36 protein-coding genes and 4 pseudogenes are annotated in these 26,371 nt (G+C 45.4%); 29 read left to right on the plus strand and 11 right to left on the minus strand.

Annotated features, from left to right (window positions below):
- Positions 1-102: pseudogene (locus IQ224_RS08675) on the plus strand (IS5/IS1182 family transposase); the annotation flags it as partial.
- A gap of 747 nt (positions 103-849) precedes the next feature.
- A pseudogene (locus IQ224_RS24930) lies at positions 850-993 on the plus strand (methyltransferase dimerization domain-containing protein); the annotation flags it as partial.
- Positions 994-1,338: 345 nt separating this feature from the next.
- Here the strand turns inward: IQ224_RS24930 and IQ224_RS08685 are convergent.
- Positions 1,339-1,605: pseudogene (locus IQ224_RS08685) on the minus strand (DUF4277 domain-containing protein); the annotation flags it as partial.
- A gap of 359 nt (positions 1,606-1,964) precedes the next feature.
- Here IQ224_RS08685 and IQ224_RS08690 point away from each other — a divergent pair.
- On the plus strand, positions 1,965-2,903 hold the full coding sequence (locus IQ224_RS08690) for a hypothetical protein (RefSeq protein WP_002746562.1): 939 nt from the start codon (positions 1,965-1,967) through the stop codon (positions 2,901-2,903).
- A 72-nt stretch (positions 2,904-2,975) separates the two neighbouring features.
- Here the strand turns inward: IQ224_RS08690 and IQ224_RS08695 are convergent, their stop codons facing one another.
- The 4 genes from IQ224_RS08695 to IQ224_RS08710 all read right to left on the minus strand — a co-directional run bounded on the left by IQ224_RS08695 (position 2,976) and on the right by IQ224_RS08710 (position 6,481).
- Positions 2,976-3,899, minus strand: coding sequence for a glycosyltransferase family A protein (locus IQ224_RS08695; RefSeq protein ID WP_002746563.1), 924 nt, complete (start codon positions 3,897-3,899; stop codon positions 2,976-2,978).
- Positions 3,900-3,991: 92 nt separating this feature from the next.
- Entirely contained in the window at positions 3,992-4,690 is a 699-nt protein-coding gene (locus IQ224_RS08700) for a nucleotidyltransferase family protein (RefSeq protein ID WP_002746564.1), read from the minus strand.
- Positions 4,691-4,782: 92 nt separating this feature from the next.
- Entirely contained in the window at positions 4,783-5,808 is a 1,026-nt protein-coding gene (locus tag IQ224_RS08705; protein ID WP_002746565.1) for a D-glycero-D-manno-heptose 1-phosphate kinase, read from the minus strand.
- Positions 5,809-5,845: 37 nt separating this feature from the next.
- Positions 5,846-6,481, minus strand: coding sequence for an SIS domain-containing protein (locus IQ224_RS08710; RefSeq protein ID WP_002732320.1), 636 nt, complete (start codon positions 6,479-6,481; stop codon positions 5,846-5,848).
- A 602-nt stretch (positions 6,482-7,083) separates the two neighbouring features.
- On the opposite strand from IQ224_RS08710, the gene IQ224_RS08715 reads away from it, so the two are divergent.
- The 3 genes from IQ224_RS08715 to IQ224_RS08725 all read left to right on the plus strand — a co-directional run bounded on the left by IQ224_RS08715 (position 7,084) and on the right by IQ224_RS08725 (position 10,167).
- Positions 7,084-7,743: an HAD-IIIA family hydrolase gene (locus IQ224_RS08715; RefSeq protein WP_002746573.1), complete on the plus strand. Its 660-nt coding sequence runs from the start codon at positions 7,084-7,086 to the stop codon at positions 7,741-7,743.
- The gene (locus IQ224_RS08720; protein WP_002746574.1) at positions 7,740-8,966 is read left to right on the plus strand and encodes a glycosyltransferase family 4 protein; all 1,227 of its coding nucleotides are present in this window, start codon (positions 7,740-7,742) and stop codon (positions 8,964-8,966) included. Before IQ224_RS08715 ends, IQ224_RS08720 begins: the two co-directional genes overlap by 4 nt.
- Positions 8,967-9,048: 82 nt before the next feature.
- Positions 9,049-10,167 (plus strand): glycosyltransferase family 1 protein, encoded by a 1,119-nt coding sequence (locus IQ224_RS08725; RefSeq protein ID WP_194032840.1) that lies wholly within the window; start codon positions 9,049-9,051, stop codon positions 10,165-10,167.
- A gap of 131 nt (positions 10,168-10,298) precedes the next feature.
- On the opposite strand, the gene purQ is transcribed toward IQ224_RS08725, so the two are convergent.
- Positions 10,299-10,997: a phosphoribosylformylglycinamidine synthase subunit PurQ gene (purQ, locus tag IQ224_RS08730; protein ID WP_002746581.1), complete on the minus strand. Its 699-nt coding sequence runs from the start codon at positions 10,995-10,997 to the stop codon at positions 10,299-10,301.
- Positions 10,998-11,082: 85 nt separating this feature from the next.
- Positions 11,083-11,340: a phosphoribosylformylglycinamidine synthase subunit PurS gene (gene purS / locus IQ224_RS08735; protein ID WP_002732994.1), complete on the minus strand. Its 258-nt coding sequence runs from the start codon at positions 11,338-11,340 to the stop codon at positions 11,083-11,085.
- Positions 11,341-11,371: 31 nt separating this feature from the next.
- On the opposite strand from purS, the gene IQ224_RS08740 reads away from it, so the two are divergent.
- The gene (locus IQ224_RS08740; RefSeq protein ID WP_002734059.1) at positions 11,372-11,755 is read left to right on the plus strand and encodes a Fur family transcriptional regulator; all 384 of its coding nucleotides are present in this window, start codon (positions 11,372-11,374) and stop codon (positions 11,753-11,755) included.
- An 88-nt stretch (positions 11,756-11,843) separates the two neighbouring features.
- Here IQ224_RS08740 and accD read toward each other — a convergent pair whose 3' ends face one another.
- From accD to IQ224_RS08755, 3 genes are read right to left on the minus strand one after another with little or no spacing between them, the layout of a single operon-like run.
- Positions 11,844-12,794, minus strand: coding sequence for an acetyl-CoA carboxylase, carboxyltransferase subunit beta (gene accD / locus IQ224_RS08745; RefSeq protein WP_002734108.1), 951 nt, complete (start codon positions 12,792-12,794; stop codon positions 11,844-11,846).
- A 19-nt stretch (positions 12,795-12,813) separates the two neighbouring features.
- The gene (locus tag IQ224_RS08750; protein ID WP_194032841.1) at positions 12,814-13,023 is read right to left on the minus strand and encodes a hypothetical protein; all 210 of its coding nucleotides are present in this window, start codon (positions 13,021-13,023) and stop codon (positions 12,814-12,816) included.
- 41 nt (positions 13,024-13,064) lie between these two features.
- The gene (locus IQ224_RS08755; RefSeq protein ID WP_002746585.1) at positions 13,065-13,874 is read right to left on the minus strand and encodes an A24 family peptidase; all 810 of its coding nucleotides are present in this window, start codon (positions 13,872-13,874) and stop codon (positions 13,065-13,067) included.
- 245 nt (positions 13,875-14,119) lie between these two features.
- Here IQ224_RS08755 and IQ224_RS08760 point away from each other — a divergent pair, with 245 nt between their 5' ends.
- Positions 14,120-14,416, plus strand: coding sequence for a YkvA family protein (locus IQ224_RS08760; protein WP_002746587.1), 297 nt, complete (start codon positions 14,120-14,122; stop codon positions 14,414-14,416).
- A 37-nt stretch (positions 14,417-14,453) separates the two neighbouring features.
- Here the strand turns inward: IQ224_RS08760 and IQ224_RS08765 are convergent, their stop codons facing one another.
- Positions 14,454-15,113 carry a phosphoribosyltransferase gene (locus IQ224_RS08765; protein WP_002746589.1) on the minus strand — a complete coding sequence of 220 codons (660 nt, stop codon included), beginning with the start codon at positions 15,111-15,113 and terminating at the stop codon, positions 14,454-14,456.
- Between the two features lie 198 nt (positions 15,114-15,311).
- Between IQ224_RS08765 and IQ224_RS08770 the strand changes: the two genes are divergently transcribed.
- The 21 genes and pseudogenes from IQ224_RS08770 to IQ224_RS23960 all read left to right on the plus strand — a co-directional run.
- Positions 15,312-15,797, plus strand: a complete 486-nt coding sequence (locus IQ224_RS08770; RefSeq protein ID WP_149976300.1) for a DUF4079 domain-containing protein — start codon at positions 15,312-15,314, stop codon at positions 15,795-15,797.
- Positions 15,798-15,980: 183 nt separating this feature from the next.
- Positions 15,981-16,319 (plus strand): P-II family nitrogen regulator, encoded by a 339-nt coding sequence (locus IQ224_RS08775; protein WP_002746593.1) that lies wholly within the window; start codon positions 15,981-15,983, stop codon positions 16,317-16,319.
- 821 nt (positions 16,320-17,140) lie between these two features.
- Positions 17,141-17,779 (plus strand): 50S ribosomal protein L3, encoded by a 639-nt coding sequence (rplC, locus tag IQ224_RS08780; protein WP_002734589.1) that lies wholly within the window; start codon positions 17,141-17,143, stop codon positions 17,777-17,779.
- A gap of 20 nt (positions 17,780-17,799) precedes the next feature.
- Positions 17,800-18,432, plus strand: a complete 633-nt coding sequence (gene rplD, locus IQ224_RS08785) for a 50S ribosomal protein L4 (protein ID WP_002732765.1) — start codon at positions 17,800-17,802, stop codon at positions 18,430-18,432.
- Complete coding sequence (locus IQ224_RS08790) at positions 18,422-18,727, plus strand: 50S ribosomal protein L23 (RefSeq protein WP_002746599.1); 306 nt, start codon at positions 18,422-18,424, stop codon at positions 18,725-18,727. The genes rplD and IQ224_RS08790 overlap by 11 nt, the downstream gene beginning before the upstream one ends.
- Before the next feature lie 33 nt (positions 18,728-18,760).
- The gene (rplB, locus tag IQ224_RS08795) at positions 18,761-19,594 is read left to right on the plus strand and encodes a 50S ribosomal protein L2 (protein ID WP_002746601.1); all 834 of its coding nucleotides are present in this window, start codon (positions 18,761-18,763) and stop codon (positions 19,592-19,594) included.
- Between the two features lie 30 nt (positions 19,595-19,624).
- Entirely contained in the window at positions 19,625-19,906 is a 282-nt protein-coding gene (rpsS, locus tag IQ224_RS08800) for a 30S ribosomal protein S19 (protein WP_002753908.1), read from the plus strand.
- Positions 19,907-20,058: 152 nt separating this feature from the next.
- Positions 20,059-20,418 (plus strand): 50S ribosomal protein L22, encoded by a 360-nt coding sequence (gene rplV, locus IQ224_RS08805; RefSeq protein WP_002746605.1) that lies wholly within the window; start codon positions 20,059-20,061, stop codon positions 20,416-20,418.
- Positions 20,419-20,441: 23 nt separating this feature from the next.
- Positions 20,442-21,170 carry a 30S ribosomal protein S3 gene (gene rpsC / locus IQ224_RS08810; RefSeq protein ID WP_002746607.1) on the plus strand — a complete coding sequence of 243 codons (729 nt, stop codon included), beginning with the start codon at positions 20,442-20,444 and terminating at the stop codon, positions 21,168-21,170.
- 30 nt (positions 21,171-21,200) lie between these two features.
- Entirely contained in the window at positions 21,201-21,620 is a 420-nt protein-coding gene (gene rplP, locus IQ224_RS08815) for a 50S ribosomal protein L16 (RefSeq protein WP_002734310.1), read from the plus strand.
- Positions 21,620-21,838, plus strand: coding sequence for a 50S ribosomal protein L29 (gene rpmC, locus IQ224_RS08820; RefSeq protein WP_002746608.1), 219 nt, complete (start codon positions 21,620-21,622; stop codon positions 21,836-21,838). Before rplP ends, rpmC begins: the two co-directional genes overlap by 1 nt.
- Positions 21,839-21,844: 6 nt before the next feature.
- Complete coding sequence (gene rpsQ, locus IQ224_RS08825) at positions 21,845-22,087, plus strand: 30S ribosomal protein S17 (protein WP_002734070.1); 243 nt, start codon at positions 21,845-21,847, stop codon at positions 22,085-22,087.
- Positions 22,088-22,107: 20 nt separating this feature from the next.
- On the plus strand, positions 22,108-22,476 hold the full coding sequence (gene rplN, locus IQ224_RS08830; protein ID WP_002732358.1) for a 50S ribosomal protein L14: 369 nt from the start codon (positions 22,108-22,110) through the stop codon (positions 22,474-22,476).
- A gap of 72 nt (positions 22,477-22,548) precedes the next feature.
- Entirely contained in the window at positions 22,549-22,902 is a 354-nt protein-coding gene (gene rplX, locus IQ224_RS08835; RefSeq protein ID WP_002733835.1) for a 50S ribosomal protein L24, read from the plus strand.
- Positions 22,903-22,956: 54 nt separating this feature from the next.
- Positions 22,957-23,496 (plus strand): 50S ribosomal protein L5, encoded by a 540-nt coding sequence (gene rplE, locus IQ224_RS08840; protein WP_002734750.1) that lies wholly within the window; start codon positions 22,957-22,959, stop codon positions 23,494-23,496.
- Positions 23,497-23,726: 230 nt separating this feature from the next.
- Positions 23,727-24,128 (plus strand): 30S ribosomal protein S8, encoded by a 402-nt coding sequence (rpsH, locus tag IQ224_RS08845; RefSeq protein WP_002734721.1) that lies wholly within the window; start codon positions 23,727-23,729, stop codon positions 24,126-24,128.
- Between the two features lie 105 nt (positions 24,129-24,233).
- Positions 24,234-24,794 (plus strand): 50S ribosomal protein L6, encoded by a 561-nt coding sequence (gene rplF, locus IQ224_RS08850; RefSeq protein ID WP_002746609.1) that lies wholly within the window; start codon positions 24,234-24,236, stop codon positions 24,792-24,794.
- A gap of 3 nt (positions 24,795-24,797) precedes the next feature.
- Positions 24,798-25,160: a 50S ribosomal protein L18 gene (gene rplR / locus IQ224_RS08855; RefSeq protein ID WP_002746610.1), complete on the plus strand. Its 363-nt coding sequence runs from the start codon at positions 24,798-24,800 to the stop codon at positions 25,158-25,160.
- Between the two features lie 26 nt (positions 25,161-25,186).
- Complete coding sequence (rpsE, locus tag IQ224_RS08860; protein WP_002733669.1) at positions 25,187-25,708, plus strand: 30S ribosomal protein S5; 522 nt, start codon at positions 25,187-25,189, stop codon at positions 25,706-25,708.
- A gap of 10 nt (positions 25,709-25,718) precedes the next feature.
- The gene (gene rplO, locus IQ224_RS08865; protein WP_002746612.1) at positions 25,719-26,162 is read left to right on the plus strand and encodes a 50S ribosomal protein L15; all 444 of its coding nucleotides are present in this window, start codon (positions 25,719-25,721) and stop codon (positions 26,160-26,162) included.
- A pseudogene (locus tag IQ224_RS23960) lies at positions 26,147-26,371 on the plus strand (hypothetical protein); the annotation flags it as partial. The gene rplO and the pseudogene IQ224_RS23960, both read left to right, overlap by 16 nt.

A 26,371-nucleotide genomic window follows, 5' to 3' on the forward strand; every position in this document is an offset into this window, starting at 1 on the left:
TCCTGTAAATATCGGAATCGTCGTCGAAGATATAGTTTAAGAGTTAACTTGTTGGCGGCTATTTATAACTGTGAGTTAGGGATAGGTATAGCAGCTTCTTAAAAGTTGCCTAAAGATTAATCAAGTCAAGGAGAATTTATTCTCAATTTTTATAATTGAGATAGTTTGTGCCGCTTAAATAAAGAGGTTTTGATAACCAAATTAAAGCAGATCTAAAGAGTTTTGAGTTAAAAGTTAAACTTCAAGTTTTCATTCAGGACAAATGTACTGATTAACTAATTTTTTGGGGAAAATTAGTTGACCCATTATTATAATATATAATTAATTTGCAAGAGTTATAGTGAAAGCGACGTTAAGAAAACTGAAGGCGAGAACTTACAAAGACTGGCTCTTCGTTACTTTTTATGGTTCGATAGGGTGGCATAAATAAACTAAATCCTTATCTGGCAAGAGATTTAATTGATTAGTTCGCTCTAGATCAAAAACAATTGACAAAAATCGCCAAACGTTTTTCTCTATAAGGGTTCCGTCCCTTATAACCCCCGTACATTACATAACAGAAACCGAAGAACCCAAAGACTTAATAGAAGGGATTGAATTGGCTATGTTAGAAGTTACTCAAAAAGATATTCGTAATTGGTTTACTCACTGTTGCTACTATACCTCATAAGTCAGATAATTGCTATAAATTTTTGTTTCTCACTTTCAAATTAATGTCATTTCTAACAGGAGTTATTTCTGATGAATGTTCTCGATATTCAAGAGTTAATCATTGCTGGATGGAAAACACAAACGCTTTTCTCCGCTTTAGAATTAGGAATTTTTGAACAATGATCCAAGCAATCTAAAACGGTTGAAGAACTTGCTCAAGACTGTCAATTTTCTCCCGTAAGCGGCAAAAAACTTCTTACGGCCTGTGTTGCTTTAGTACTCCTCACGAAGACGGATAACACTTACCAAAATAGTTCTGTGGGGAGCATCTCACCTTTGTAACCCCTAAATCAGGTTTTATGTCAAGCTATTTTAAAAGCCTTGCCAGAAACCAGTTTTAGGGACAAGTATAATTACTCACTTGCATAAATGAGATGCTCCCCCGTCAACTGTGACACTTAGAAACTGTTTGTAAACAAGTATTTAAATCGCCAAAGTCCAGCTCTCCGGTTTGTGTTATGCAATGGACGGGGGTTATAAGGGATGTAACCCTTATATAGAAAAGCATTTGGCGATTTTTGTCAATTGTTTTTGATCTAGAGCGAACTAATCAATTAAGTCTCTTACCAGATAAGGATTTAGTCGATTTATGCTCCCCTATCGAACCATACCAAGTAACGAAGAACCACCAATTTTATCATCATTTAATTGTTTGGGTTCGATGCCCTCTCCCAGCAGATGTTCGGTTGCTTTATCTTCAAAAAATTGAGGAAATAAATACAAAGCCCGGGAGACAAATCCCAATCCGTTCAGGATAATTGCTTTGACGACTTGCCCCGCTGTGACAATTTCTCCTCGCTCAATTGAGACTTGTTCGTTGATAATTTCAACGATTCCTATTTCATCGATAATTCCGGCTACTAATCCCAGATGGTCTAGATTTTTGACTTCAATTTCTGTTGATTGATTCCTGGTCGAACAGTCCACTCGTCTCAGTTTTCCAACAATTCCTATTTTTTCATAATTAGGGGTTTCAAGACCCCCCTAGCTGGTGCCGAGAAAACCTTCACCAGCTAAGTATTTTTACTCAAGTCTCTGGAGGGGGACAGCTTATGTGACAGTTGAAGGTGCGGAATGTGGGTTAAAAAACCTAGAAATCAGTTTTTAGGATGGTAAACAAGTTGAATATCGATTTTATTTTTCTTGAATTCCCACTCTTGATCTCTCAGCCTTCTGATCTTCCAGAAATTTTCCTTGTTGCCAGAGAACTATGATACAATGGCATCAAAAAATAGAGAAAAAATTTTTTTATCATGGACAAGGTTTCAACACCAAGCCTATCAATTGTTATTCCCACTAGAGAAGGATTCGCTGACCACTGGTTTAATGCGCTGACCGAGGTCAAGGGAGAAGTAGAATTTATCTTGGTTCATCCACCGGGAGCCCCTAAGTATCCCACTTCCGACCCTAGGGTACAGCAAATAGTCAGTCCCTTGCGGGGAGAAATTATTCAACGTGCCACAGGTTTGATCAATGCTACCGCTCCCTATACATTGACAATTAATTGTGATGAGTATATCAATCCCGACATTTCAGAAATTAGCCGTCAATACTTTTCCCGATTTCCTGATAGTTGGGTCATGAGACTTAGCCGGAAAGATGTTGAATTTGGTAAAAAAGAAATTCTAGAAGCTCCTTGGCTTTCACCAAAACTGATCGAAAAACTAGAAGTTTGTGGTAGGTCTCAAGGTAACTCTAAGCTATACGAACAAGGCAACTACCTATTGGAAATTCCCATTACTCCTATCGATAATAAATTTGACGTAATGTGTATTTTTAGAGGAAGAAGAGATCATCGAGGTCCTCATACAGAGAATTTTGACAAGAAGGTTTGGAAAACTTCTATAGCACAGGAAACCCTGAAGGATCTGGTGGGGTTAATGCCTTTTATGGGTCCGTTTAAGTATATTCCCTTTTGGTGTCTTGATCGAGTTTTGGGACTAGCTATACAAGCGAAGTTTTTTGAGCAAGGAAAAGGCAAAATTATTGGTCATCTCTTACCGATGCCAGAACAAATTCGTATTGAAAATAATCCACCTGAATACATACGATTTAATCGTTATGGTGTACTTTCTGAACTTTACTTAATCAGACGTTTTCCCCAGTACGGATATATGTGGAATCTCGTTATTCCCAACATCTTAAATGTGCCGCGAATCTTTATTCGTTCTCGCTTGGGTAAAGAGGTATGAAATATCAGTCTATCTGTAATCTCCCAAGTAAGTAAGTATTAAGACTTGCTTCCTATTTTTTAGCTGTTAACCTTAATTTAGCTTTTTAAATATTTGCCTAATTTTAATTTTCACACCGTTGTAAAATTCTTCAAAAAATAGATTCCAAAAGTAGCCATACTGGGGAAATTGTTTCACTAACAACATCTCTACCAACACTAACAATCGCACTGTTTTTAAGGAATAAGGCCTAACAATATATCTGATTTGACCAGGTTCGGGCATCCAATGACCAATACAAGCACCTGTTTGAAAAAATTTAGCTTGAATATATAGTCCGATTGCCCTATCTAATCCCCAAAGAGGCAACCAAGTTAAAAGTTCCGCCATTCTTGTCCCTTGAAACATTTCTGTGAGAGCTTCTTTAACTGCTGGACTTTTCCAAATGGTATTATTAAAAGGTTCCACATGACTTCCATGAATGTCTTTTCTCTTAGCGTAGGGCCAGAGAGCAACTTTTATATCAAAATGATTTTCTAGAGGAGCAATGGGAACTTCTATCAAATCCTGATAGGAATCTTCTCTTTTTCTGGCAATCCTAAATTGCTCAAGAGATGGCAATTGCTGCCAAGGTCTTTTAATTTTTTCTTCATCCAAGTAGTCTATTTTTTCTTTAAACAAACGCAGCATCCAACTCTGAGGAAATTTCTCAAAGTATTCAAAAGTTAGGGATACAACGTCCGGATGCACGAAGTCATCATCATCTAAAGCCAGTATATACTGACCCGTGGCGTTCATTAAACCGAAGGCTCTTTGAGGTGTTTCTCCTTTGTAGAGACTGTATAAAATTTTTACTCGTGGGTCAGCTATGAAGACCGCAGTTGTGCCAGGAGGGTAAACTAAAATAAATTCTACATTTCCCTGCACGGATAAAAGTTGTTGTAACCAATATTCGGAAAAATTTCCGATGGTCGGACTAACAATAGATAATATCGGTTGATTGAAACTAGCAAGCATCTCTGGTGAATTTATTGAGAAATAATTTGACGATACCAACACAAATTTGCTGAACTTAGGTGACTACCAAGACTCTCTCAAAAAAATACTTTTCAGATGAAAGATGGTAATTCTTGTTGACTCTTATTGTAATCTTGGGGAATGCCTATGTCAATAAAATATTCGTCAGAAATCAAGCCATACATGGGAATTTTCTCGGCATAAACTTTGATAAAGTCGTCCTCAAAAGAAAATTTTGATGGCAGATCAAAGCTGGATAATATGTTTTTACCTACACAATATATGCCGCCATTAATATAGCCTTTATGTTGATATTTTTTGGATTCAAACCCGATAATTTTTTGGTCATCGTCTAGCATAACATTATTATAACGATCAAAGTCAGTTAGCGGCTTCAGAGCAACAGTTATCAGGGATTTTTTTTGACTATGTAAATTAATTAAGGCGGATAAATTGACATTAAACAAGGTATCTCCGTTGACAATTAATGCTTGTTCGGTTTCAATTTTATTGAGTGCCAACCGGATTGCTCCTCCAGTTCCCAAGGGTGTATCTTCTATCAAATAAGTCAGTTCGTATTCCTTGTATTTATAACCAAAATGATCGATAATTTTCTGATGTTCATAGCCCACAGAAACTAAAAATTTGTTGGTAATTTTTTGAGAGATTAGGTAATCTAATAGATACTCTAAAAAAGGCCTGTCGGCAACGGGAGCCATGGGTTTTGGTAAAGTGTTGATCACCGATCGCAACCTGGTTCCTAACCCACCCGCCAGAATAATTACATCCATAGATACACCTCAAAAATTTGAATTATTGCCAATCTTTTAAAAACTATTTTTAGGGTTACAGGGATAATCCTTCCCCGTTGATGCTTGGTTTGCTATAATGTCCATGCTTGGGTTCCGTATTTGGTAAAGTGAAAATTAATCACTTGGCCTCCTGCTGCTTGCAAAGCTTTAGTTACTTCGATTTTCTTGGTAGGATCGACCATAAAGATAATAAAACCACCGCCACCAGCCCCCGATATTTTGCCTGAATAGGCCCCGGTTTCCCTCGCTACCCGATAAATGCGATCAATCTGCGGATTACTAATTAATTTCGATAATTTCTTTTTCGCTTCCCAAGAAGTTCTCAGAATTTCTGCTATCCCCATAAAATCTGATTTAAGCAGTGCTTCTTTAAAGAGAATTGCCTCTTTTTTGAGTTGATGGGTAGCGGTGATCGCTTGTTCATTTTTTTCTTGGACATTCTGAATTTGATCCTCAATTACTTGAGATGAGTAGCGAGAAATGCCTGTATAGTAGAGGATCAGAGAGACTTCCAATTCATTGATCACCCAATTTTTAATCCGCAAAGGATTAACTATGACTCGATCTTGTTCATAAAATTCCATAAAATTAAAACCGCCAAAAGTGGCAGCGTACTGATCCTGTTTGCCCCCTAACCAGCCTAGATCAATTCGTTCGATCTCGTAGGCTAAATGGGCGATATCATACTCACCTAGGGGTAATTTTAACAGTTCCACAAAGGCTTTAACCATGGCTACCGCTAGGGTAGAAGAAGAACCTAATCCCGAACCAGCCGGCGCATCGGAAAAGGTAGTGATTTGCAGCGGCAAAGGTTGCCCTTGATTAAAGTCTTTAATCAAACGATTATAGACCGCTTTATGCAGATCGAGAACGCCGTTATAGGGGAGAGGAAACTGGAGGGTTTCTATTTGTTGTTCTCCTCGATCGGCGGCAACAAAAATGACTTGTTTGTCAGTAATTTCCGTGACTGTACAGTAGGCATAGAGATCGATAGTAGCGTTGAGAACGTAACCCCCATAAAGACTACAGTAGGGCTCCACATCGGTGCCACCACCACCTAAACCTAATCTTAAAGGAGCTTTGGTTCTGATGATCATAGGTAGGCTGTTTAGGTTGATTTTTTGCTAGGAGATTTTAGTTAGGAAAGAGCGCTTCTTCGATCGCTAAACAAATAGTATGGAGAACAAAACCATGACCTTCTTGAATGCGCGGGGTACTGGTACTAGGAATCATCAAACAATAATCGGTTTTTTGCTCTAGAGCTAATCCCTTCGCCCCAGTTAAACCGATGCTAGTGAGACCTTTTACTTGACAAACTTTGAGAGCCTGATGGATATTAGCGGAATTTCCCGAAGTGGAAATACCGATAAACACATCGCCAGGGTTTCCTTCCGCTTCTATCTGGCGGCTAAAAATATATTCGTAGCCATAATCGTTGGCAATCGCTGTTAAACTGGCGATATCGCTATTGAGGACGCGAACTGGTAAAGACTGTCTTTCTTTCAGAAATCGGCCGTGCAGCTCACCGCCAAAATGGATAGCATCGGCGGCACTGCCTCCATTACCAGCCACTAATACTTTGTGGTTATTGCGATAAGCATTGATACATACTTGGCAAATCTCTTGGATTTTTTCTAGATATTTTGTCTCGGTTAGTAGGTTTTTTTTCAGGACATAAGCTTCCTCCAATTCAGTCTTGATTAAAATTGACAGAGACGGATCACTCTGGAAACTATCCAATTTTTTGTTTGATTTTTCCACCATTGGCATAGGTTTGATTTTCCAATTTTTATTAGTTGAATAAATTTAACTCTCAATCATTCTGTCATTATATTGAATAGTATCAAAAGACGAGAATCGCTCTCCATTAATTGGGTATAAAACCCCTAGCACGGTAGAATTGATCACGGGACAGGAAAAACAGGCCAATGATAGTTCTAGAAAAACCTAGAGCGATCAAGTCAAAAGAGTGATTTTTTGCCAGTTATTCTGGGAATATACCACAAACGCCCCAACCCTAGCACAATTTGTTTTGTTTGTGAATAAACTTTTGATCTATTCTGACCGAGACGAGGGATTTCTGAGCGGGGGTTCAACCTTTGCCAGTCTTGGCCTTTTGTTTGGCTGGACAAAAATGTTAACAATTCCTGACAATACCGCCGATATAATCAAAAGCCCAAAGGCCTGACGGCGTATAATATGCCCTGATTGCTATACCCTGACATCTAGATAGTAAAGAGAAGCAATTTAGCCGAGAAAACTAGCACAAATCGCGACAATCCCTCGAATTTTGTCTGTCCATCGGTTCAAGCTCTCGTCTCTGACAGAAGAACTGAGAATTCTAGTCCCCGACTCGAAAAAGTCCAACATCAATGAATCCTTTCCCCGCAATTTCCGTCAATGACGGCCACCAGAAATACCCGTCTCCGCCACATTTTGGCAATTCTGACCGCGAAAGCGAAGATAGAGCAAAAAAGAACAAAGCCTTATTTCTCGATCGAGATGGGGTAGTTATTGACTATATTCCCTATCTGAGCAAACCAGAACAGGTGAGCATTCCCGCCGGGGCAGCGGCTGCCTTAAAACAGTGGCAGGATGCGGGTTATCTGCTGATCATCATCACCAATCAATCGGGACTTGCTAGGGGCTATTTCACTTGGGACGATTTGGCGGCGATTCACGGGCGTATGATTGAGGAATACCGACAATTGGGCGTGCATTTTCACGATCTTGCCATCTGCCCGCACCATCCCGACGAAGGTTGTCCCTGCCGCAAACCCTCCCCCTATCTGCTGCTGACAGCCGCCCAGCAATACGGAATTGACTTAGCCGGCTCGTTGTTCATCGGCGATGCGCCCAGTGATCTAGAATGCGCCCTAGAAGCTGGTTGTCAGCCCGTATTACTCTTAACAGGGCGAGGAAAAGTCACCCTTGGGGAGATCGAGAAATACCCAGTTGAGATTCCCGTATATAGCCAACTAAAGGAAACGGTAGAATTATTGTCAAAAACCGCTGCCGAACCAGAATTATGAGAATATTAGTCCTTTTTTGCAATAACTTTCCCTATCCACCTAGTCGCGGGGCAACGGAGGGGAGAACTTTTAACCTGATCAAATGTCTTCACCAAAACCATGATGTCACCCTGTTTGCTCGTCGGGTAGAAAATGTCACGGAAACTCAGATCGAAGAATTAAAAACCTTTAACAATCATCTTGTCTTATTTCCGCCCCAGGAAATTCCCGAACCAGGCAAGGGACTGACAAAACTAATCGGTCAAACAGGGCGCTTTCTGGAGGCAATAGTACATATGACCCCTGCTAGTGTTCTTAGTTATCGTTCGCCGCTAATTCAAGAGCGAATAGATGAATACGTCGAGCAGCAAAAATGTGATGTAATTATCTGCGCTCAGAGTATCAGCGAGATTTTTATCCGGCCAGAATACCGTCAGCGAGTCAAAACCGTAGTAGATATTCACAGTTCCGTGTACGGTTGGACACGCAATCATTTGGATAGAGGAGCCTCCACCTATCCCCTGCGGGATTTTCTCTATCTGCCCCTACTCTATCAGTACGAAAAACGTTACTGTGCCAAGTTTTCGCAATTGGTGGCCACTACCGATTATGATCGCGAACAATTATTAAAAATCCTCCCGGATGCACGGGTGGATATCGTGCCTAATGGCGTGGATTTAGCCCTGTTTCCCTATCGTCCTCGGGATCCCGGCGGTCATAATTTGGTCTTTGTCGGTGCCATGAGTTCTACCCATAATATCGATGCCGCCCGTTTTTTTGTTTTAGAAGTCCTGCCAGTCATTCAACAGCGATATCCCGACACCACTTTAACCCTAGTGGGGGCAAACCCAGCACCGGAAGTTCTCGAACTGGCCAAGTATCCCGGTGTGAGGGTGACGGGAACCGTTCCCTCGACAGTGGAATATTTACACCGAGGAACCGTTTGTGTGGTTCCCCTGCGGGTGGGATTGGGAATCAAGACTAAAACTCTAGAATCCATGGCCGCGGGGATTCCGATTGTCGCCAGCGATCGCGGTTTAGAGGGTTTAACGGTGGCAGCAGCGGGAATTCCCCCTAGGGCGCTGCGGGCTAATAGTGTTGCTGAGTACGTTGCAGCGATCTCTAGGTTGTTCGATGATCCTTCTGTGCGAGAACAACTGTCCCATAATGGCCGGGCGATGGTGGAATCGGAGTACACCTGGGAGCGAGCGGGACAAAGATACGAGGAAATTTTGCAGGACTAATATTATTTCTTAACCCCGAAATTTCCCTCGAGACTTTTAGAGGGTTTTACCGCTATAAAAATTGATTTTTTGGAGCCTAATCATGAAAGTTTTAATAGTAGGAAATTACGTCAATGATCGGCAGATCAGTATCAATCGTTTTGTCGGTTTAGTCGAGAAAGGACTCAGACAAAAAGGACACGAAATTCGGCGAGTGCAAGCACCGCCTATTTTCGGTCAACTGAAGCCTTCTCCCCAGGGAATCGGCAAGTGGTTAGGGTACATCGATAAGTTAATTATTTTCCCAGTGCAGTTACGTCAGCAGCTTGATTGGGCCGATATCGTCTGCATTTGTGATCAAGCTTTATCCTATTTAACTCCCTATCTAAAAGATCGCAAATATTTTGTTATCTGTCACGATATGCTGGCCATTCGTTCCGCCCTAGGAGAAATTCCTGAAAATCCCACCAGTTGGACGGGAAAACAGTATCAGGCGATGATTTTGCGAGGATTAAAACAGGCTAAATATGTTGTCTGTTCTTCCGAAGCTACTCGTGCCGATGTTCTCCGTTTAACTAAAATTGCTCCCGAACAAACGGAAGTAATTGAGGATTGCTTGAATCAGGGATACGGTCCGATGACAAAAGAAGCAGCAGTAGCTCTGGTGGGCAAATTTAATATCAACCGTGATTATCCTTGGCTAATTCATGTCGGAGGCCGCCAATGGTATAAAAATCGATTGGGATTGCTGAAAATATTCAAGAGGTTAATCACTTTCCCTGGTCTGGAAAATTGCCGATTGATCCTGATGGGAAAACCTTTGCTGCCGGATATGCGAGAATTTGTTAATCAGAATAACTTGTCCGCACAAGTAATCGAATTAGGAACCGTCTCTGATGATGACTTACGCGCCTTTTATTGCCTAGCAACTGCTTTAATTTTTCCCTCCTTTCAGGAAGGATTCGGTGTTCCCGTGATTGAAGCTCAATCCTGTGGTTGTCCCGTCTTTACCTCCAATCGTCTCCCCATGACTGTTATCGCTGACGATGCGGCAGTGTATTTCGATCCCACCGAACACGAGGCTGCCGCTACTATTATTGCAGAAAATCTTCTCGCTCCCGATCGCCTGGAAGATTTGAGGCAAAAAGGTTTTATCAATGCCACTCGCTTTACTTACGAAAGAATGATCCAATCCTACGACCAATTATTGCCAAAATTGTAGTCTAGAGCTTTTTGGCGACTCATTAAGTACCTAAGCAAAATTAATTACACATTTCGATAAAGCTTTTGCCTATTGCCTTTTGCCTATCCTAACCAAGAAATTAATTTTGCACGACTACTTATCATCATTCCTTACATCAAAACAGCACAATTACCTGTTATCTCCCGAAATAACAAACTACCATCGGTCAAATTGAGCAGCGGATCGGCAGCCCGTTCAGGATGGGGCATCATTCCTAGCACATTTCCTGCTTTATTGGTAATTCCTGCAATATTATTTAACGATCCGTTAGGATTTCCTGACTCATTTACCTCTCCTGTGGGAGTGCAGTAGCGAAAGAGAATTTGACCGTTATCCTCCAGGGATTTTAACGTATCTTCTGCGGCATAATAACGCCCTTCCCCGTGAGCAATCGGCAAATTAACCACCTGTTGTGGTTGATAGCCTCGCGTCCAGACAGATTGATTATTTTCCACTTTTACCGGCACTCGATCACAAATAAAATGTAAATCGCGATTACGAATTAACGCACCGGGTAGCAGCCCAATTTCCGTTAATACCTGAAAACCATTACAGATGCCTAAAACTAATTTACCTTTTTCGGCTTCTTCTCGGACAGTTTTCATCGCTGGCGAAAATCGAGCGATCGCACCACAGCGCAAATAATCGCCGTAACTAAATCCCCCCGGCACCACAATCACATCCACATCCCCTAGATCCGTCTCTTGATGCCAAATATAGCGGGTGGGTTGCTGAAAAATACCCTCTGTCACCGTTGCCACATCTCGATCGCAATTCGATCCGGGGAAAACAATAATCCCAAACTTCATAATTTTTAACTTGGTTAAGTTTTTTAGCAGAAGGTGACAGATAAATTTTAATTATTTGCCCTACCTCCCGTCTTCTGACTTCTATCTACTGACAATGCAAATCAAAGCGATAATTTTCAATTACAGGATTAGCCAATAGTTGATCGCACATTTGATCCAATTGTTCGCGGGCGCTGGTTTCGTCTGCTGCTGTCACGGTAAGCTCAATATACTTACCAATTCGCACCCCGGCCACAGTATCATAACCTAATTGCTTTAATCCCGACTCTACCGCTGTACCCGCCGGATCGAGAACCGAAGGGCGCAGGGTAACATAAATAAAGCACTGATAATTTTTTGGCATAGAATTAACTTTGATCGCTGACCTTTTTGATATGAAATCCCAACGCACCCGATCGCAAGAGCGCATTATCCACTTACTCAAAACCTTAAATCGGGCAGTATCCGCTCAGGAATTGTTTGTGGAACTCCGTCAGCGTGACCAAAATATGGGGTTAGCCACTGTTTACCGCGCCCTAGAATCCCTAAAATTACAGGGTGCAGTGCAGGTGAGAACCCTAGCCACAGGAGAATCCCTCTACAGTTCCGTTCAGCAGGATCAACACCATCTTACCTGTATTCATTGCGGTCGGTCTATCGTCTTTAATGAGTGTCCCGTTCATGAATTGGAAGAAAAACTCGAAAAATCCCACCAATTCAAGGTTTATTACCATACTCTCGAATTTTTTGGACTTTGCGATCGCTGTCAACCCAGCTAAGTGTGGTGTGTACTACATTTAAACTGCTGATCGGGAAAATTTTAGTACAAATGATCGGGCTGGCAACTCCAGGGCCGTCTTAGAACAGTTAAACTGTTGTTTGTCCCTGGGCTGTTTTCAGGGGGATTAACTCCGGTTGACTGTATTGATGATGACTGTTGAGGGGGGATAACAAGGGGAAAAAGAGCTGATGTAAACTAATTAATTGAGCGAGGGTTTTCTTGAGATGGGTACGGGGAACGATCGCATCGACAAACCCGTGTTTTAACAAGTATTCCGATGTTTGGAAACCTTCCGGTAATTTCTCGCGCAAAGTCTGTTCAATTACCCGCTTCCCAGCAAAACCGATAGTAGCCTTCGGTTCAGCGATAATAATATCTCCCAACATGGCAAAACTGGCCGTGACTCCTCCCGTGGTGGGATTAGTCAAGACGGGAATATAAAGTAACTTTGCTTCCCGATGCCGGTTAAGAGCGCCAGAAATCTTGGCCATCTGCATTAAACTTAACATTCCCTCCTGCATTCTCGCCCCGCCGGAAGCGCAGATGATCACCAGGGGTAAACTTTCATCGGTAGCTCGTTCCGTCAAACGACAGAGTTTTTCTCCCACCACCGATCCCATGCTACCCCCCATAAAACGGAAGTCCATCACCCCTAAAGCTAAGGGTAAACCATCGATCGTCCCCGTTCCCGTCCGGACAGCATCCGTCAGACCAGTTTTTTCTTGGGTTTCTCGCAGGCGATCGCTATAACTTTTCCGATCGCGAAATTTGAGCGGATCCGTCGGTCGAATCTGTTCATCAAGGGAATTCCAAGTATTAGCATCCACTAACTGGCGAATTCTTTCTTCACTTTCCACCCGATTATGATGACCGCAATCGAGACACACCAGTTGATTAGCTAATAAATCCTTCGTATAGGCCAAAACGCCGCAATTGGGGCATTTTGTCCATAAACCATCGGCTATTTCCCGTTCCTGTTGTTGTTGAACCTTGGGTTCTGTTTTTTGGCGATTTGCAAACCAATCAAATAGAGACATAGTTTAAAATAAAGATAATTTATCGACTTTCTTCTAGAGGACTTAATAACAAAAGTGCTGTCCAGCGATCTTGGGGACGTACTTGTAGAGCGGCCTGATGACCCTGGCCGCAATAAATACCAGGGCCAATAGCGATAACGCGACTGGGGATGTCGTGAGCTTTGGGCATTTCCTGCAGCCAATCGGCTTCCCAACTACTGGGGGTTGTTCTAATGGTGATCCAAGACACGGAAGACTATTGTATCAAGATTTAATTACAGGATAACTTTTTTACAACAAAGGGAAAAAAATGGTTTGATAGGCTGAGATGATCTTATCACTCCAAAAGACACTCATCAGAGCGCCGAGGGCAAGAAATGGCCCAAAGGGTATAGCTTGTTTTTTCCCCATTTTACCAAGAAAAATGCCCATAATACCGATCCCTGCCCCAATAGCGCAGGCCAGAAAAGCGGTGACTAATAATGCTTGCCATCCTAACCAAGCACCGATCATGGCCGCTAATTTGGCATCTCCTCCCCCCATGGCCTGTTGTCCGAGGGCAAAACTTCCCCCCCACCGGATCAGATCAAATAACCAGACTCCTAAAACCGCACTAGCGATCGCTGAAAAAAGATAGACAACACTTTGATTATTTTGCCAACCTAAAAGAGTCTGAAAAACTATCCCTAAAACTAATCCCGATTGGGTGAGGGAGTTAGGAAGCGTCATCGTGTCAAAATCAATCAAAGCTAAAGCTAATAACCAACTGAGGAGAATCCAATAGCCGAGGGTCTGCCAAGAAAAGCTAAAATCTCCTAAAACCAGACAAAATAATAAACCAGTAAAAGTTTCGATCGCTGGATAACGGACAGAAATCGGGGTTTTGCACCAGCGACAGCGACCCCCTAGCCATAACCAGCCGAAAACGGGTATATTCTCGCTTTTCCCCAACCTATGGTGACATTTCGGACAGTGGGAAGGGGGATAAACTAGAGATATCCCCTGAGGTAATCTATAGATGACCACGTTTAAAAAACTGCCCACCGAGGCACCCAAAGCGAAGACAAAGGCAAAAGTAACTAGATGAAAGAGGGTTTCCATCCTTAAACTGGCAGATAATTGATTAGTTTGTTATCGCCTATTATAGGTGATAAGGATGCCACTATCTCTCCTCTTAAGCATCCAGTAATAATACTTCAGGCTCATCCCTAAAGGTGAATTTTCTTCTGGGCTTTTTTACTGGATAATTAGCGGGGATAACCCTACATAATGGGTGTAAAACCTCACTATCAGCCCCAAGGGGAACCTGACAAAATTAAACTATCGCAGTCAACGAGGACAAATTAATGAAACCGATTGTTGAATCTTTTTACAACTGGTACAGCAGCAAAATCACTCACCCTAAATATCGTTGGATTATCATTCTGGGAACTATGGTTTATCTTTTTAGCCCCCTCGATATTTCTCCTGACATTTTCCCGATTATTGGTTGGATCGATGATGGGATTGTCCTCACCCTTTTAACCACGGAATTATCGCGATTAGTTCTTGATTATCGCAACCGCCGTCCCGGGAGAGTAAATAATCAAACTGAAGTTTCTTCCCCAACCAATACCGTTGATACCGATGCTGTGGAATTCTGAATTCAGGAGATTGCTGTTATTTATTCTCCCCATCTCCCTAAACTGAAATCAAAGAACTATCGACGCTGGCTAAAAGTGTTTGCACCTCCTCATCGCTGGTTTGGGAAAAGTCCTCGTACCAAAGAGAAATTGATCTCAATTCGTAGGGTTTATGTAGGCAAATTACTCGATCAACTAATTTTTCTAATTGATCACAGACTTCCGGTGGCGCAACAGGAACAGCAATAATAATAGCAGCGGGATTTTCAGCCTTAAGGGTCAGAATCGCCGCTTTAATCGTTGCTCCCGTAGCGATCCCATCATCTACTAGAATAATCGTTTTTCCCGTCACGTCTGGAAAGGGGCGTTCACCTCGATATAAACGATCGCGTCGCTCTAATTCGATCATTTCTTCCTTTGCTACCCGTTCCATCATCGCCTCCGATAGGTGCAAGTCTTCAACGACACTTTCATTGATTACCCGCACCCCATTCTGACCGATCGCCCCAAAAGCTAACTCTTTGCGCTCCGGTACACCTAATTTTCGCACCAAACACAGATCTAGCGGTAAATGTAACCTTTGGGCAATTTCAAAGGCGATCGGAACCCCACCCCGGGGCAAAGCCAAAACTAGCACCCCAGCACTATTGGTATATTCTGTCAAGTAACTAGCTAATAGTCTCCCTGCTGATCGCCGATCTTTGAGCAGATAAGTCATAACTCCCTCCTAGGGGCTAATCCCCGTGGGGATCCCTAGTCTCCCCTGACTTTATTCTATATTTCTCCGCTAATCTCTAGCTGAAATGTTAAGAAATTTAGCGAAGGCTTGACATTTTTTCGGCTAACCGAAGTTTTTCCAGGCCGGAGATCGGCTAAAATCTTAGGCAAAAGGGTTTTGTAAAGTTAGGTAACAAACATGAATCAAAGTTTAAGTGATGCGCTAGAGCCGATCGCCGCTGCCTTTCGCAGTCTCGGAACTCCCGAACCGATCGTTCATTGGGGACATCCAGTCATGATGGGGATCGTGGTTTTAGTTATGGGTAGTTATACTGCCTATGCTGGTTGGCAAAGCCGTTTAAGCCAAGATGGGGAAGTAGTAGCCAAAAATCGGGCTGATCACCGCAAACTCGCCCCTTGGCTGTTTTTATTTATCGCTCTCGGTTACACCGGCGGTATTTTATCCCTAGTCATGCAGAAACATCCCATCCTCGAAAGCAGCCATTTCTGGACAGGATCGATCGCGATCGGTTTATTAGCTTTCAATGGATTATTGTCCCTCACTGGCTTCGCTGGCGGGAAAAAAGAACTTTTCCGGACTATTCACGCCTATATCGGCAGTATTGCCCTAATTTTACTGCTAGTTCACGGTGTTTTTGGTCTTCAGTTAGGATTATCTCTCTAGTTGGTTTATTCATGGCTTCGGGTGGGCTAATTCCCACCCAGAAATTTTTCACCACAGAAGACCGGGGCCAAGGCCCATAATTGAAGAAATCATGACTTTAAGCGCTATTGTCCGGATTCTGCGTTTAGAATTAACAGGTAATTCGCCAAGAAGGTATCGTCACGCAACGAGGAGATAGATATTTTGAAGAAAGTAGAAGCGATTATCCGACCCTTTAAACTGGAAGAGGTGAAAATCGCCCTAGTTAACGCGGGCATCGTCGGCATGACTGTCTCCGAAGTTAGAGGTTTCGGTCGTCAGAAAGGTCAATCGGAACGTTATCGCGGTTCCGAGTACACCGTCGAATTTCTCCAAAAACTCAAGATCGAGATCGTCGTCGAAGATAAGCAAGTCGATATGGTCGTCGATAAGCTGATTTCGGCAGCCCGTACCGGTGAAATCGGAGACGGTAAAATCTTCATCTCCCCCGTGGAACAGATCGTCCGCATCCGTACCGGAGAAAAAGACCTGCAAGCGATTTAACGTCCAAACAAGGGATGATAGTACAATGCTGTCATCCCCCTCCCCATTGAAACTAATCCCCATCGAGCAGTGTAACCTAATTTGATAGCGACCACCAACGACCGATTCCCCCAAACCAAAACTTTGTACCTCACCATTAAGACAAATACTATAATTGCAATCTGCTGAATATCAGTTTAAGCCTTGCTATAAAAGAGTTTTGCGAATTTTTTGGCTAAAAAAGTGCCAGAAACCTGAAGGGATGACAAGCAGATTGAAAGTGAGAAAGGGTGTGGGGGATAGGGAAAAACCTTGAGACTTTCCCCGCAATGAAGACGAGAGAATTAAGTTAATCAATTTCAAGGGTGACAGCGAGGAGATTTTCCCAAAAAACCACAGGCTAGACCCTTCACCCAGCCTAGGCTTCAACCTCATTGTCACCCCTTCCTTCAGCCAGACTAGATAGGATCATTGTCGGTGACTGAAAAAACCTCTTGCCTAAAAAGTCACAAATGTTATATAATGTTTGATCGTGGCCAAAATCGGTCTTAGGTGGTGCTAAAGGCACTGCCGAGCAGAACCGCCTTGGTCGCTCGGTCTTCGCCGGGATACTGAAGATCAACCCTTTAAGTCCCCAAGAAACAAAGACCAGCAACAATCTAGGCAGAACCAGCAACCCTGTCTAGTCCTACTTACGAATTTAACGGGATGCCAGCTTAAATCACTCCCAAAAAGTCATTCAAGTTGGGCAGGCTGATAAAGCGGGAAAGATTTTTCTCGCTCCTATAGCCACGGCCACGTTATTTTTGATTGTCGTCTAGTAAAGATAAAGAGAACAATCCGTGTCTATCGGTATCCTCGGTACAAAACTGGGCATGACCCAAATCTTCGACAACAAAACGGGAGTCGCCATTCCCGTCACCGTCGTTCAAGCCGGTCCGTGTCCCGTCACCCAAGTCAAAACGAAAAAAACCGACGGTTATGAATCCATCCAAGTGGGATACAAAACCGTCAAAGAAAAAGCCCTCAACAAACCGCTACTCGGTCATTTAGCCAAAGCCGGTGTCTCCCCCCTGCGGCATTTAATCGAATACCGCCTCGAGGACGCATCCGCCTACACTTTAGGCCAAGAAATTACCGCAGCTATCTTCCAGGAAGGCGATTTAGTCGATGTGGCTGGAACCACCATCGGACGAGGTTTCTCCGGCTATCAAAAACGCCATAACTTCAAACGCGGTAACATGACCCACGGTTCCAAAAACCACCGTCTCCCCGGTTCCACCGGTGCCGGTACTACCCCCGGCCGGGTTTTCCCAGGTAAGAGAATGGCCGGACAATACGGAGCCACCCAAGTGACCATCCGCAAACTGTCCGTGGTCAAAATCGATAGCGAACGCAACCTGATCCTGATCAAAGGAGCCGTCCCGGGTAAACCAGGAACCCTGTTAAACATCACCCCCGCCAAGAAATTTGGTAAATAGGGCAAGGAAAGATTAAAGCCATGGTTAACTACACAGTCAAAAATTGGCAAGGGGAAGAAGCGGGAACAGGCACCCTGGAACTGAAAACCGCTAAACCCGAAACCGCCAAGCATCTAATTCACCGCGTCGTCGTCAGCCATCTAGCGGCGGCCCGCCAAGGTAATGCCTCCAGCAAAACCCGCTCGGAAGTGCGCGGCGGTGGTCGCAAACCCTGGCGGCAAAAAGGCACCGGTCGTGCCAGAGCCGGTTCGATCCGTTCTCCCCTCTGGCGTGGTGGCGGTGTCATCTTCGGACCAAAACCGAGAGATTTTGAGGTTAAGGTCAATCGCAAAGAGAAAAGATTAGCCCTGAGAACCGCTTTGATCAGCCAGGCCGATAACTTTATCGTGGTGGAAAGCTTCGCTGAACAATTCTCCCAACCCAAAACCAAAGAACTCACCGCTGCCTTAAGTCGCTGGGGAGCCAGTCCAGAGGAAAAAATTCTGCTGATTTTGACGGAAATTCCCGAAAATGTCTATTTATCGGGACGTAATATCTGCAATCTCAAAATTATTCGCGCCGATAGTCTCAACGTCTATGATGTCATCCTAGCCGATCGAGTTATCGCCACCGCCGCAGCCCTAGCTAAAATTGAGGAGGTCTATGGTGCTTAAAACTGAAGCCAGACAACTCGCCGATCTGATCCTAAAGCCGATCGTCACCGAGAAAGCTACCCTGCTCCTAGAACAAAATAAATACGTCTTCGATGTCGCATTGAAAGCGACTAAGCCGGAAATTCAAGCGGCGATCGAATTGCTGTTTGACGTGAAAGTAACGAAAGTGAACACCAGCCGCCCCTCTCGTCAGAAAAAACGCGTCGGCCGTTTCCTCGGTTACAAACCCCAATACAAACGTGCGATCGTGACCCTAGCGGAAGGCGACTCGATCGCCCTCTATCCCGACGTATAACCACCAAGAAACCCGATAACGGAAAACTAAACTATGGGTATTCGTTCTTTTAGACCTTTAACCCCCGGGACAAGGCAGGCGGCCATCTCCGACTTTAAGGAGATCACCAAAACCGAACCGGAAAAGTCCCTAACTCATCGCAAACACAGCAAACAAGGGCGTAATAATCGCGGTGTCGTTACCAGTCGTCACCGGGGCGGCGGCCATAAGCGCCTCTACCGGATTATCGATTTTCGTCGCGATAAACGGGATATTCCCGCCACAGTAGCGGCGATCGAGTACGATCCTAACCGTAACGCCCGCATTGCCCTGCTTTTCTACAAAGACGGGGAAAAACGCTACATCATCGCCCCCGCCGGTTTAGGCGTTGGTGACACCGTCATCGCCGGAGAAAACGCTCCCTTCGAGGTGGGTAATGCCCTCCCTTTAAGTCGCATCCCCCTAGGGACAGAGGTTCATAACATCGAACTCGTCCCCGGTCGCGGTGGTCAAATGGTGCGGGCTGCTGGTGGTTTCGCCCAAGTGGTAGCGAAAGAAGGCGATTACGTTACCATCCGCCTCCCCTCCAAAGAAGTACGCATGATCCGGCGTGAATGCTACGCCACCATCGGAAAAGTCGGCAACGCCGAAGCGAGAAACATCAGTCTCGGTAAAGCCGGTCGTACCCGTCACCGCGGTCAACGCCCCCATGTTCGGGGTAGCGTCATGAACCCAGTGGATCACCCGCATGGAGGTGGAGAGGGTCGCGCTCCGATCGGACGTTCCGGCCCGATGACTCCCTGGGGTAAACCCGCCCTCGGTCGCAAAACTCGCAACAAGAAAAAACGCAGTAGCGATCTGATCGTGCGCCGTCGTAACCAGGGTTAGAAATTATTACTTTACTTTTGACTGAAAATTATGGGTCGTTCACTGAAAAAGGGGCCATTTGTCGCCGGCCACCTGATGGAAAAAATCGAAAAACTCAACGCCCAGGGCAGTAAACAAGTGATTAAAACTTGGTCCCGGGCCTCGACCATCATTCCCGATATGGTCGGTCACACGATCGCCGTTCACAACGGCAAACAGCACGTTCCCGTCTATGTTTCCGAGCAGATGGTCGGTCATAAACTCGGTGAATTCGCTCCCACCCGCACCTTCCGCGGCCACGCCAAGAGCGACAAAAAGGCAGGACGGAAATAAATCAGCCGCTACTCCCTCAGTCGTCAGCTAGATAGTGGCCTCTGAGCAAGGCCGAAGAGTCGTGACCATAAATCACCAAGTTAGCTAATTTTCAAAAAATAAAAGCTGATAGCTGATGACTGATAACTGATAACTGATAACTGATAACTGAAATGACCATCGATACCTCTAACGAAGTCAAAGCGATCGCCCGCTATATTCGGATGTCACCCCTGAAAGTCAGACGGGTACTCGATCAGATCCGCGGTCGCTCCTATCGGGAAGCCCTAATTATTCTCGAATTCATGCCCTACCGGGCCTGTGATCCGATCCTGAAAGTCCTGCGTTCCGCCGTTGCCAACGCCGAAAATAACGAAGGACTCGATCCCGCCACTTTGGTGGTTAGCCAAGCCTTTGCCGATGGCGGACCGACCCTAAAACGTTTTCGACCCCGGGCCCAAGGCCGCGCCTACCAAATTCGCAAACCCACCTGTCATATCACCGTCGCCGTCGCTCCTAGCAACAAAGACTAATCACCTTAACTAAAAAAACCACAATGGGACAAAAAATCCATCCCCTCGGTTTTCGTCTCGGCGTTATCAAAGATCACAAATCTTGCTGGTATGCCGACGCGAAACGTTACCCCGAATTAGTGCAAGAAGATCGCCGCATTCGTAATTACGTCGAAAAAAACCTCGCTAATGCCGGTATCGCCGATATTCGCATCGAACGGAAGGCCGATCAAGTAGATATCTCCATCCACACCGCTCGCCCTGGGGTCGTCGTCGGTCGTGGTGGCACGGGAATCGAACAGCTGCGCCTAGGTTTGCAAAAAGCCCTCGGTGGCCAGCGTCAAATTCGTATTAACGTCATCGAAGTAGCTCGCGTTGATGCCGATGCCAACCTGATCGCCGAATACATCGCCCAACAACTAGAAAGACGGGTTTCCTTCCGTCGTGTTGTCCGGCAAGCCATCCAACGGGCGCAAAGGGCTGAAGTCAAAGGGATCAAAATTCAAGTTAGCGGCCGTCTCAACGGGGCAGAAATCGCTCGGACTGAATGGGTGCGGGAAGGACGAGTTCCCCTCCATACCCTGCGGGCCGATATCGATTACTCCTATAAAACCGCCAGCACCATCTACGGGATTCTAGGCGTGAAAGTTTGGATCTTTAAGGGCGAAATTATCCCCGGCCAAGAAGAAATTGCCGCCGCCGTTCCCGCTCAAGCACCGCGCCGTCAACAGCGTCGCCGTCAACAGTTTGAAGATCGCTCTAGCGAAGGCTGATCCCTAATATTTATCAGTGGTAAATAGCTCATGTTAAGTCCCAAAAGAACAAAATTCCGCAAACAACAGCGCGGACGGATGCGCGGGCTGGCCACCGGCGGAAATACGATTAATTTCGGCGATTTCGCCCTGCAAGCCACCGAACCCTGTTGGATTACTTCCCGTCAAATCGAAGCGGCCAGACGGGCAATGACTCGTTATATCCGTCGGGGTGGCAAAATCTGGATCCGCGTTTTTCCTGATAAACCCGTCACCCAACGGGCTGCAGAAACCCGGATGGGTTCCGGGAAAGGTTCCCCCGAATTCTGGGTGGCCGTGGTTAAACCGGGGTTCATTATGTTTGAGATTGCTGGGGTAGCCGAACCAGTAGCCCGGGAAGCAATGCGTCTAGCCGCCCAAAAATTACCGATTAAGACCAAATTTATCACTCGCGAGGAGGATTTTGTCTAATGGCTCTACCGAAAATCGCCGAAGTGAGGAAGATGAGTGATGACGACATCGCCGACGCTATCCTCGATGCCAAAAAGAAACTGTTTGAATTGCGTTTGCAGCAGGCCACCCGCCGCTTGGAAAAAACCCACGAATTCAAACACACCCGCCACCGTCTCGGCCAATTATTGACCGTAGAACGGGAGCGCCAACTAGCCCAGTCCACCCCGGAGGCATAACCCGCTATGGCAGTTAAAGAAAGAGTTGGGGTAGTAGTCAGCGACAAAATGGATAAAACCGTAGTGGTAGCCATTGAAAACCGCTCTCCTCACCCTAAATACGGCAAAATAGTCGTGAAAACCCAGAAATTTAAGGCTCACGACGCAGAAAATCAAGCCAAACAAGGCGATCGAGTTCGCATTCGTGAAACCCGCCCCCTCAGTAAAACCAAACGTTGGGAAGTGGCGGAAATATTAACCGATAGTTAAATTTCACCTAGGTAAAAACCGTGATTCAACAACAAACCTACTTAAATGTCGCTGACAATAGCGGGGCGCGGAAACTAATGTGTCTGCGGGTGCTGGGAACAGGTAACTGTACCTACGGTGGCATCGGTGACAAAATTATCGCCGTGGTTAAGGACGCTATCCCCAATATGCCCGTGAAAAAATCCGATGTGGTCACTGCGGTGATTGTGCGAACCCGTCAAACCGTCCGTCGCGATAGTGGCATGAGCATCCGTTTTGATGATAACGCCGCCGTGATTATTAATAATGACGGTAATCCCAAAGGTACTAGGGTTTTTGGTCCAGTTGCCCGGGAATTGCGCGATAAAAACTACACCAAAATTGTTTCCTTAGCCCCAGAAGTTCTCTGATCAAAGTGAAAAGTACCAAGGCAATTGGCTGATGGCTAGTCTAAAACTTTTCACACTTTGAGGTCAAAAAAAATGAGTAAGAAAAACATTCAAACCCCGCCCCAAAGGCAAAAAATGCACGTTAAAAAAGGGGATGTCGTTCAAGTAATCGCCGGTTCCGATAAGGGCAAGGTGGGCGAAATTTTACGCGCTTTACCCCAAGAAAGTACCGTGGTGGTCAAGGGAGTTAATATCCGCACCAAACATACTAAACCCCAACAGGAAGGGGAATCGGGTCAAATCGTTACCTACGAAGCACCGATTCACAGTTCCAAAGTGATGCTCTATTCCGAGAAGAAAAAAATCGCCAGTCGGGTGGGTTATACCTTTACCGAAGACGGTCGGAAAGTGCGGATACTGAAGAAAACTGGCGAAATTATCGATTAGTTTCCCATCAATTCTAGTTCCTGACCAAGCCCAGGAAAAGCAAGCAGCAAAACTATGAGCCAAAAACTAAAAACCACCTATCAAGAAACCATTGTTCCTAAACTGAAAGAACAATTTGGTTATACCAATATCCACCAAGTACCTAAAGTTATCAAAATTACCGTTAACCGCGGTCTTGGGGAAGCTTCACAAAATGCCAAAGCTTTGGAGTCTTCCAAGGAGGAACTGTCCACCATCACCGGACAACAACCGGTAGTGACTAGGGCAAAAAAAGCGATCGCTGGCTTTAAAATTCGCGAAGGAATGCCCGTGGGTGTCATGGTGACATTGCGCGGCGATCGAATGTACGCTTTTTTAGACCGTCTCATTAATCTGGCCTTACCACGCATTCGCGACTTTCGCGGTATCAGTGGTAACAGTTTTGATGGTCGTGGTAACTACAGTTTAGGCATTCGTGAACAGTTGATCTTCCCTGAAATTGAATACGACAAAATCGATCAAATTCGCGGGATGGACATCTCAATCATCACCACCGCTAAAAACGACGAAGAAGGACGCGCCCTCCTCAAAGAGATGGGAATGCCCTTTAGATAAATCAATCAAGAGAAAAGGAAACAGTGACCGGTAAATAAGTGAACAGTACACAGTAAACAGTAAACAGTCAACAGTCAACAGTGATTGAGTGAAAAGACAGCAGGAACCTGCTATTTAATACTACTCACTTAATACTCAAATCTGATAACTGACCCACTGATAACTGATAACTGATAACTGATAACTGACCACTGATGTTGATCCCAATTTAGGAGAAAAACAGGTAATTCATGTCTGCTAACGATACCATCTCGGATATGCTGACCCGCATCCGTAACGCTTGCGCGGTTCGGCAGACCACTACTCAAATCCCCACCACGCGGATGACGCGCAGTATTGCTCAAGTTCTCAAGGACGAAGGCTTTATTGCTGACTTTGAGGAAGTGGGTGAGGGGATTAAATCTCAATTAGTGCTTTCCCTCAAATATAAAGGCAAAAACCGTCAACCGATCATTACTACCCTCACCAGAGTCAGTAAACCGGGCCTGCGAGTTTATTCCAACAGTAAAGACTTGCCTCGCGTCCTCGGTGGCATTGGCATCGCCATTGTTTCCACCTCCAAAGGCATTATGACCGATCGCGAAGCGCGTAAACAAAACGTTGGCGGCGAAGTCCTTTGCTACATCTGGTAAACAAGGATAAGCTATCAGCCGTCAGCCTTTCCCAGTTTAAACCCGATAGCTGACCCACTGATAACTCTTCCCTGATATCTGACCCACTGATAACTGATAACTGTTATGTCTCGTATTGGCAAACGCCCGATTCCTATTCCCAATAAAGTCACCGTCGATATCGATGGTGCTACCGTGACGGTGAAAGGGCCCAAAGGAACTCTCCAGAGAACCCTACCCACCGCCGTCACCATCAATAAAGATGGCGAAACCATCCTCGTTACCCGTCAGGATGATTCGCGTACCGCCAGAGAACGCCACGGACTCTGTAGAACTCTAGTAGCCAATATGGTGGAAGGAGTTGCGACTGGCTTTCAAAAACGCCTAGATATCCAAGGGGTGGGCTACCGCGCCCAGGCGCAGGGTAGTAAATTAGTTCTTAATGTTGGTTACAGTAAACCCGTGGAGATGGAGATGCCCGATGGTGTTTCCGTCGCCGTAGAAAACAACACCCAAGTTATCGTCAGTGGCATCGACAAAGAAGCGGTCGGTAACACCGCCGCTAAAATCCGCGAAGTTCGTCCCCCCGAACCCTATAAAGGTAAAGGGATTCGCTATCTTGGTGAAGTTGTCCGTCGCAAAGTTGGTAAAGCTGGCGGTAAAGGCGGTAAAGGAGGTAAAAAATAAACCATGAAACTTAGTCGCAAAGAATCAGTCCGTCGTCGTCACCAGCGTGTGCGTCGCAAAATTAATGGCACTGCTGAACGGCCGCGTTTATCCGTATTTCGTTCTAATAACCACATCTACGCCCAAATTATCGACGACGTAGCCCAACATACCCTCGCGGCCGCTTCTACTCTAGAGGCTACCTTGCGCGGGGAATTAGAATCCACCGCTACCCAAGAAGCTTCGGCTGCCGTGGGTAAACTGGTGGCCCAACGGGCCCTAGAAAGAGGCATTGAACAAGTGGTTTTTGATCGCGGTGGCAATCTCTATCACGGTCGCGTCAAAGCCTTAGCAGAAGCGGCTCGGTCAGCCGGTTTAAACTTCTAAAATATCCTTTCAACACTGATAAAACTATGGCAAAACGTCGCAAAGGCAACCGCGAAAAAGAAAAAGAAACCACTTGGCAAGAGCGGGTTATCCAGATCCGCCGGGTTAGTAAAGTGGTTAAGGGTGGTAAAAAACTCAGCTTCCGGGCTATCGTCGTGGTCGGTAATGAAAACGGCCAGGTGGGAGTGGGAGTCGGCAAGGCAGGGGATGTGATCGGGGCCGTCCGTAAAGGTGTGGCCGATGGCAAAAAACAACTAATTGAAGTCTCCCTAACTAAAGCTAGTTCTATCACCCACCTCACCCGGGGCGCTTCCGGGGGCGCTCAAGTGATTATGCGTCCAGCTGCTCCGGGGACTGGGGTTATTGCTGGGGGTGCTGTCCGTACCGTTTTAGAATTGGCTGGGGTGAAAAATATCCTCGCTAAACAACTCGGTAGCGATAACCCCCTCAATAACGCTAGAGCCGCCGTCAACGCCCTGGAAACTCTCCGCACTTTCTCCGAAGTTGCTAAGGATCGAGGCGTATCTATAGAACATTTGTACACATAGAGAAATCACCATGAAACTCCACGAAATCGCCCCCCAACCGGGGTCAACTAAACGTCGTCGTCGTGTGGGACGGGGTATCTCGGCCGGCCAGGGCGCTAGTTGCGGTCTGGGAATGCGCGGACAAAAATCTCGCTCTGGGACGGGGACTCGTCCCGGTTTTGAGGGGGGACAAATGCCCCTCTATCGTCGGGTTCCCAAATTAAAGCATTTTCCTTTGGTTAACCCCCGTCAATACACAATCGTTAATCTGAGAAAATTAGCTTCTTTACCCGCTAATACGGAAGTTACCTTGGAAAGTCTCCTAAAAGCTAACATTCTCACCAGCAACGACGGCCCTTTAAAAGTTCTGGGTGATGGTGAAATTACCGTTCCCCTCAAGGTGAAGGCCGCCGCTTTTAGCAATAGTGCTAAAGAGAAAATTACCGCCGCTCAAGGTACTTGGGAAGAAATTTAACGGAGGCGGTCGGCGGAAGGCAGGAGACAGGAGACAGGAGACAGGAGACAGGAAACAGGAAACAGGAAACAGGAAACAGGAGACAGGAGACAGGAGACAGGAGACAGGAGACAGGAGATTATTTTTATTTATCCTTCCCATCCCCCCACACCCTACACCCCACACCCTACACCCCACACCCTAACACCCTACACCCCACACCCCACACC

Origin of the sequence: Microcystis sp. LEGE 00066, from assembly GCF_015207925.1 — a bacterium.
Taxonomy (GTDB): domain Bacteria; phylum Cyanobacteriota; class Cyanobacteriia; order Cyanobacteriales; family Microcystaceae; genus Microcystis; species Microcystis ichthyoblabe_A.

Excerpts from the sequence above, each read along its gene's own strand:
- IQ224_RS08690 (WP_002746562.1), top strand. The coding sequence starts at position 1,965 with ATGGACAAGGTTTCAACACCAAGCCTATCAATTGTTATTCCCACTAGA.
- IQ224_RS08695 (WP_002746563.1), bottom strand. The coding sequence starts at position 3,899 with ATGCTTGCTAGTTTCAATCAACCGATATTATCTATTGTTAGTCCGACC.
- IQ224_RS08700 (WP_002746564.1), bottom strand. The coding sequence starts at position 4,690 with ATGGATGTAATTATTCTGGCGGGTGGGTTAGGAACCAGGTTGCGATCG.
- IQ224_RS08705 (WP_002746565.1), bottom strand. The coding sequence starts at position 5,808 with ATGATCATCAGAACCAAAGCTCCTTTAAGATTAGGTTTAGGTGGTGGT.
- IQ224_RS08710 (WP_002732320.1), bottom strand. The coding sequence starts at position 6,481 with ATGCCAATGGTGGAAAAATCAAACAAAAAATTGGATAGTTTCCAGAGT.
- IQ224_RS08715 (WP_002746573.1), top strand. The coding sequence starts at position 7,084 with ATGAATCCTTTCCCCGCAATTTCCGTCAATGACGGCCACCAGAAATAC.
- IQ224_RS08720 (WP_002746574.1), top strand. The coding sequence starts at position 7,740 with ATGAGAATATTAGTCCTTTTTTGCAATAACTTTCCCTATCCACCTAGT.
- IQ224_RS08725 (WP_194032840.1), top strand. The coding sequence starts at position 9,049 with ATGAAAGTTTTAATAGTAGGAAATTACGTCAATGATCGGCAGATCAGT.
- purQ (WP_002746581.1), bottom strand. The coding sequence starts at position 10,997 with ATGAAGTTTGGGATTATTGTTTTCCCCGGATCGAATTGCGATCGAGAT.
- purS (WP_002732994.1), bottom strand. The coding sequence starts at position 11,340 with ATGCCAAAAAATTATCAGTGCTTTATTTATGTTACCCTGCGCCCTTCG.
- IQ224_RS08740 (WP_002734059.1), top strand. The coding sequence starts at position 11,372 with ATGAAATCCCAACGCACCCGATCGCAAGAGCGCATTATCCACTTACTC.
- accD (WP_002734108.1), bottom strand. The coding sequence starts at position 12,794 with ATGTCTCTATTTGATTGGTTTGCAAATCGCCAAAAAACAGAACCCAAG.
- IQ224_RS08755 (WP_002746585.1), bottom strand. The coding sequence starts at position 13,874 with ATGGAAACCCTCTTTCATCTAGTTACTTTTGCCTTTGTCTTCGCTTTG.
- IQ224_RS08760 (WP_002746587.1), top strand. The coding sequence starts at position 14,120 with ATGAAACCGATTGTTGAATCTTTTTACAACTGGTACAGCAGCAAAATC.
- IQ224_RS08765 (WP_002746589.1), bottom strand. The coding sequence starts at position 15,113 with ATGACTTATCTGCTCAAAGATCGGCGATCAGCAGGGAGACTATTAGCT.
- IQ224_RS08770 (WP_149976300.1), top strand. The coding sequence starts at position 15,312 with ATGAATCAAAGTTTAAGTGATGCGCTAGAGCCGATCGCCGCTGCCTTT.
- rplD (WP_002732765.1), top strand. The coding sequence starts at position 17,800 with ATGGTTAACTACACAGTCAAAAATTGGCAAGGGGAAGAAGCGGGAACA.
- IQ224_RS08790 (WP_002746599.1), top strand. The coding sequence starts at position 18,422 with ATGGTGCTTAAAACTGAAGCCAGACAACTCGCCGATCTGATCCTAAAG.
- rplB (WP_002746601.1), top strand. The coding sequence starts at position 18,761 with ATGGGTATTCGTTCTTTTAGACCTTTAACCCCCGGGACAAGGCAGGCG.
- rpsS (WP_002753908.1), top strand. The coding sequence starts at position 19,625 with ATGGGTCGTTCACTGAAAAAGGGGCCATTTGTCGCCGGCCACCTGATG.
- rplV (WP_002746605.1), top strand. The coding sequence starts at position 20,059 with ATGACCATCGATACCTCTAACGAAGTCAAAGCGATCGCCCGCTATATT.
- rpsC (WP_002746607.1), top strand. The coding sequence starts at position 20,442 with ATGGGACAAAAAATCCATCCCCTCGGTTTTCGTCTCGGCGTTATCAAA.
- rplP (WP_002734310.1), top strand. The coding sequence starts at position 21,201 with ATGTTAAGTCCCAAAAGAACAAAATTCCGCAAACAACAGCGCGGACGG.
- rpmC (WP_002746608.1), top strand. The coding sequence starts at position 21,620 with ATGGCTCTACCGAAAATCGCCGAAGTGAGGAAGATGAGTGATGACGAC.
- rpsQ (WP_002734070.1), top strand. The coding sequence starts at position 21,845 with ATGGCAGTTAAAGAAAGAGTTGGGGTAGTAGTCAGCGACAAAATGGAT.
- rplX (WP_002733835.1), top strand. The coding sequence starts at position 22,549 with ATGAGTAAGAAAAACATTCAAACCCCGCCCCAAAGGCAAAAAATGCAC.
- rplE (WP_002734750.1), top strand. The coding sequence starts at position 22,957 with ATGAGCCAAAAACTAAAAACCACCTATCAAGAAACCATTGTTCCTAAA.
- rpsH (WP_002734721.1), top strand. The coding sequence starts at position 23,727 with ATGTCTGCTAACGATACCATCTCGGATATGCTGACCCGCATCCGTAAC.
- rplF (WP_002746609.1), top strand. The coding sequence starts at position 24,234 with ATGTCTCGTATTGGCAAACGCCCGATTCCTATTCCCAATAAAGTCACC.
- rplR (WP_002746610.1), top strand. The coding sequence starts at position 24,798 with ATGAAACTTAGTCGCAAAGAATCAGTCCGTCGTCGTCACCAGCGTGTG.
- rpsE (WP_002733669.1), top strand. The coding sequence starts at position 25,187 with ATGGCAAAACGTCGCAAAGGCAACCGCGAAAAAGAAAAAGAAACCACT.
- rplO (WP_002746612.1), top strand. The coding sequence starts at position 25,719 with ATGAAACTCCACGAAATCGCCCCCCAACCGGGGTCAACTAAACGTCGT.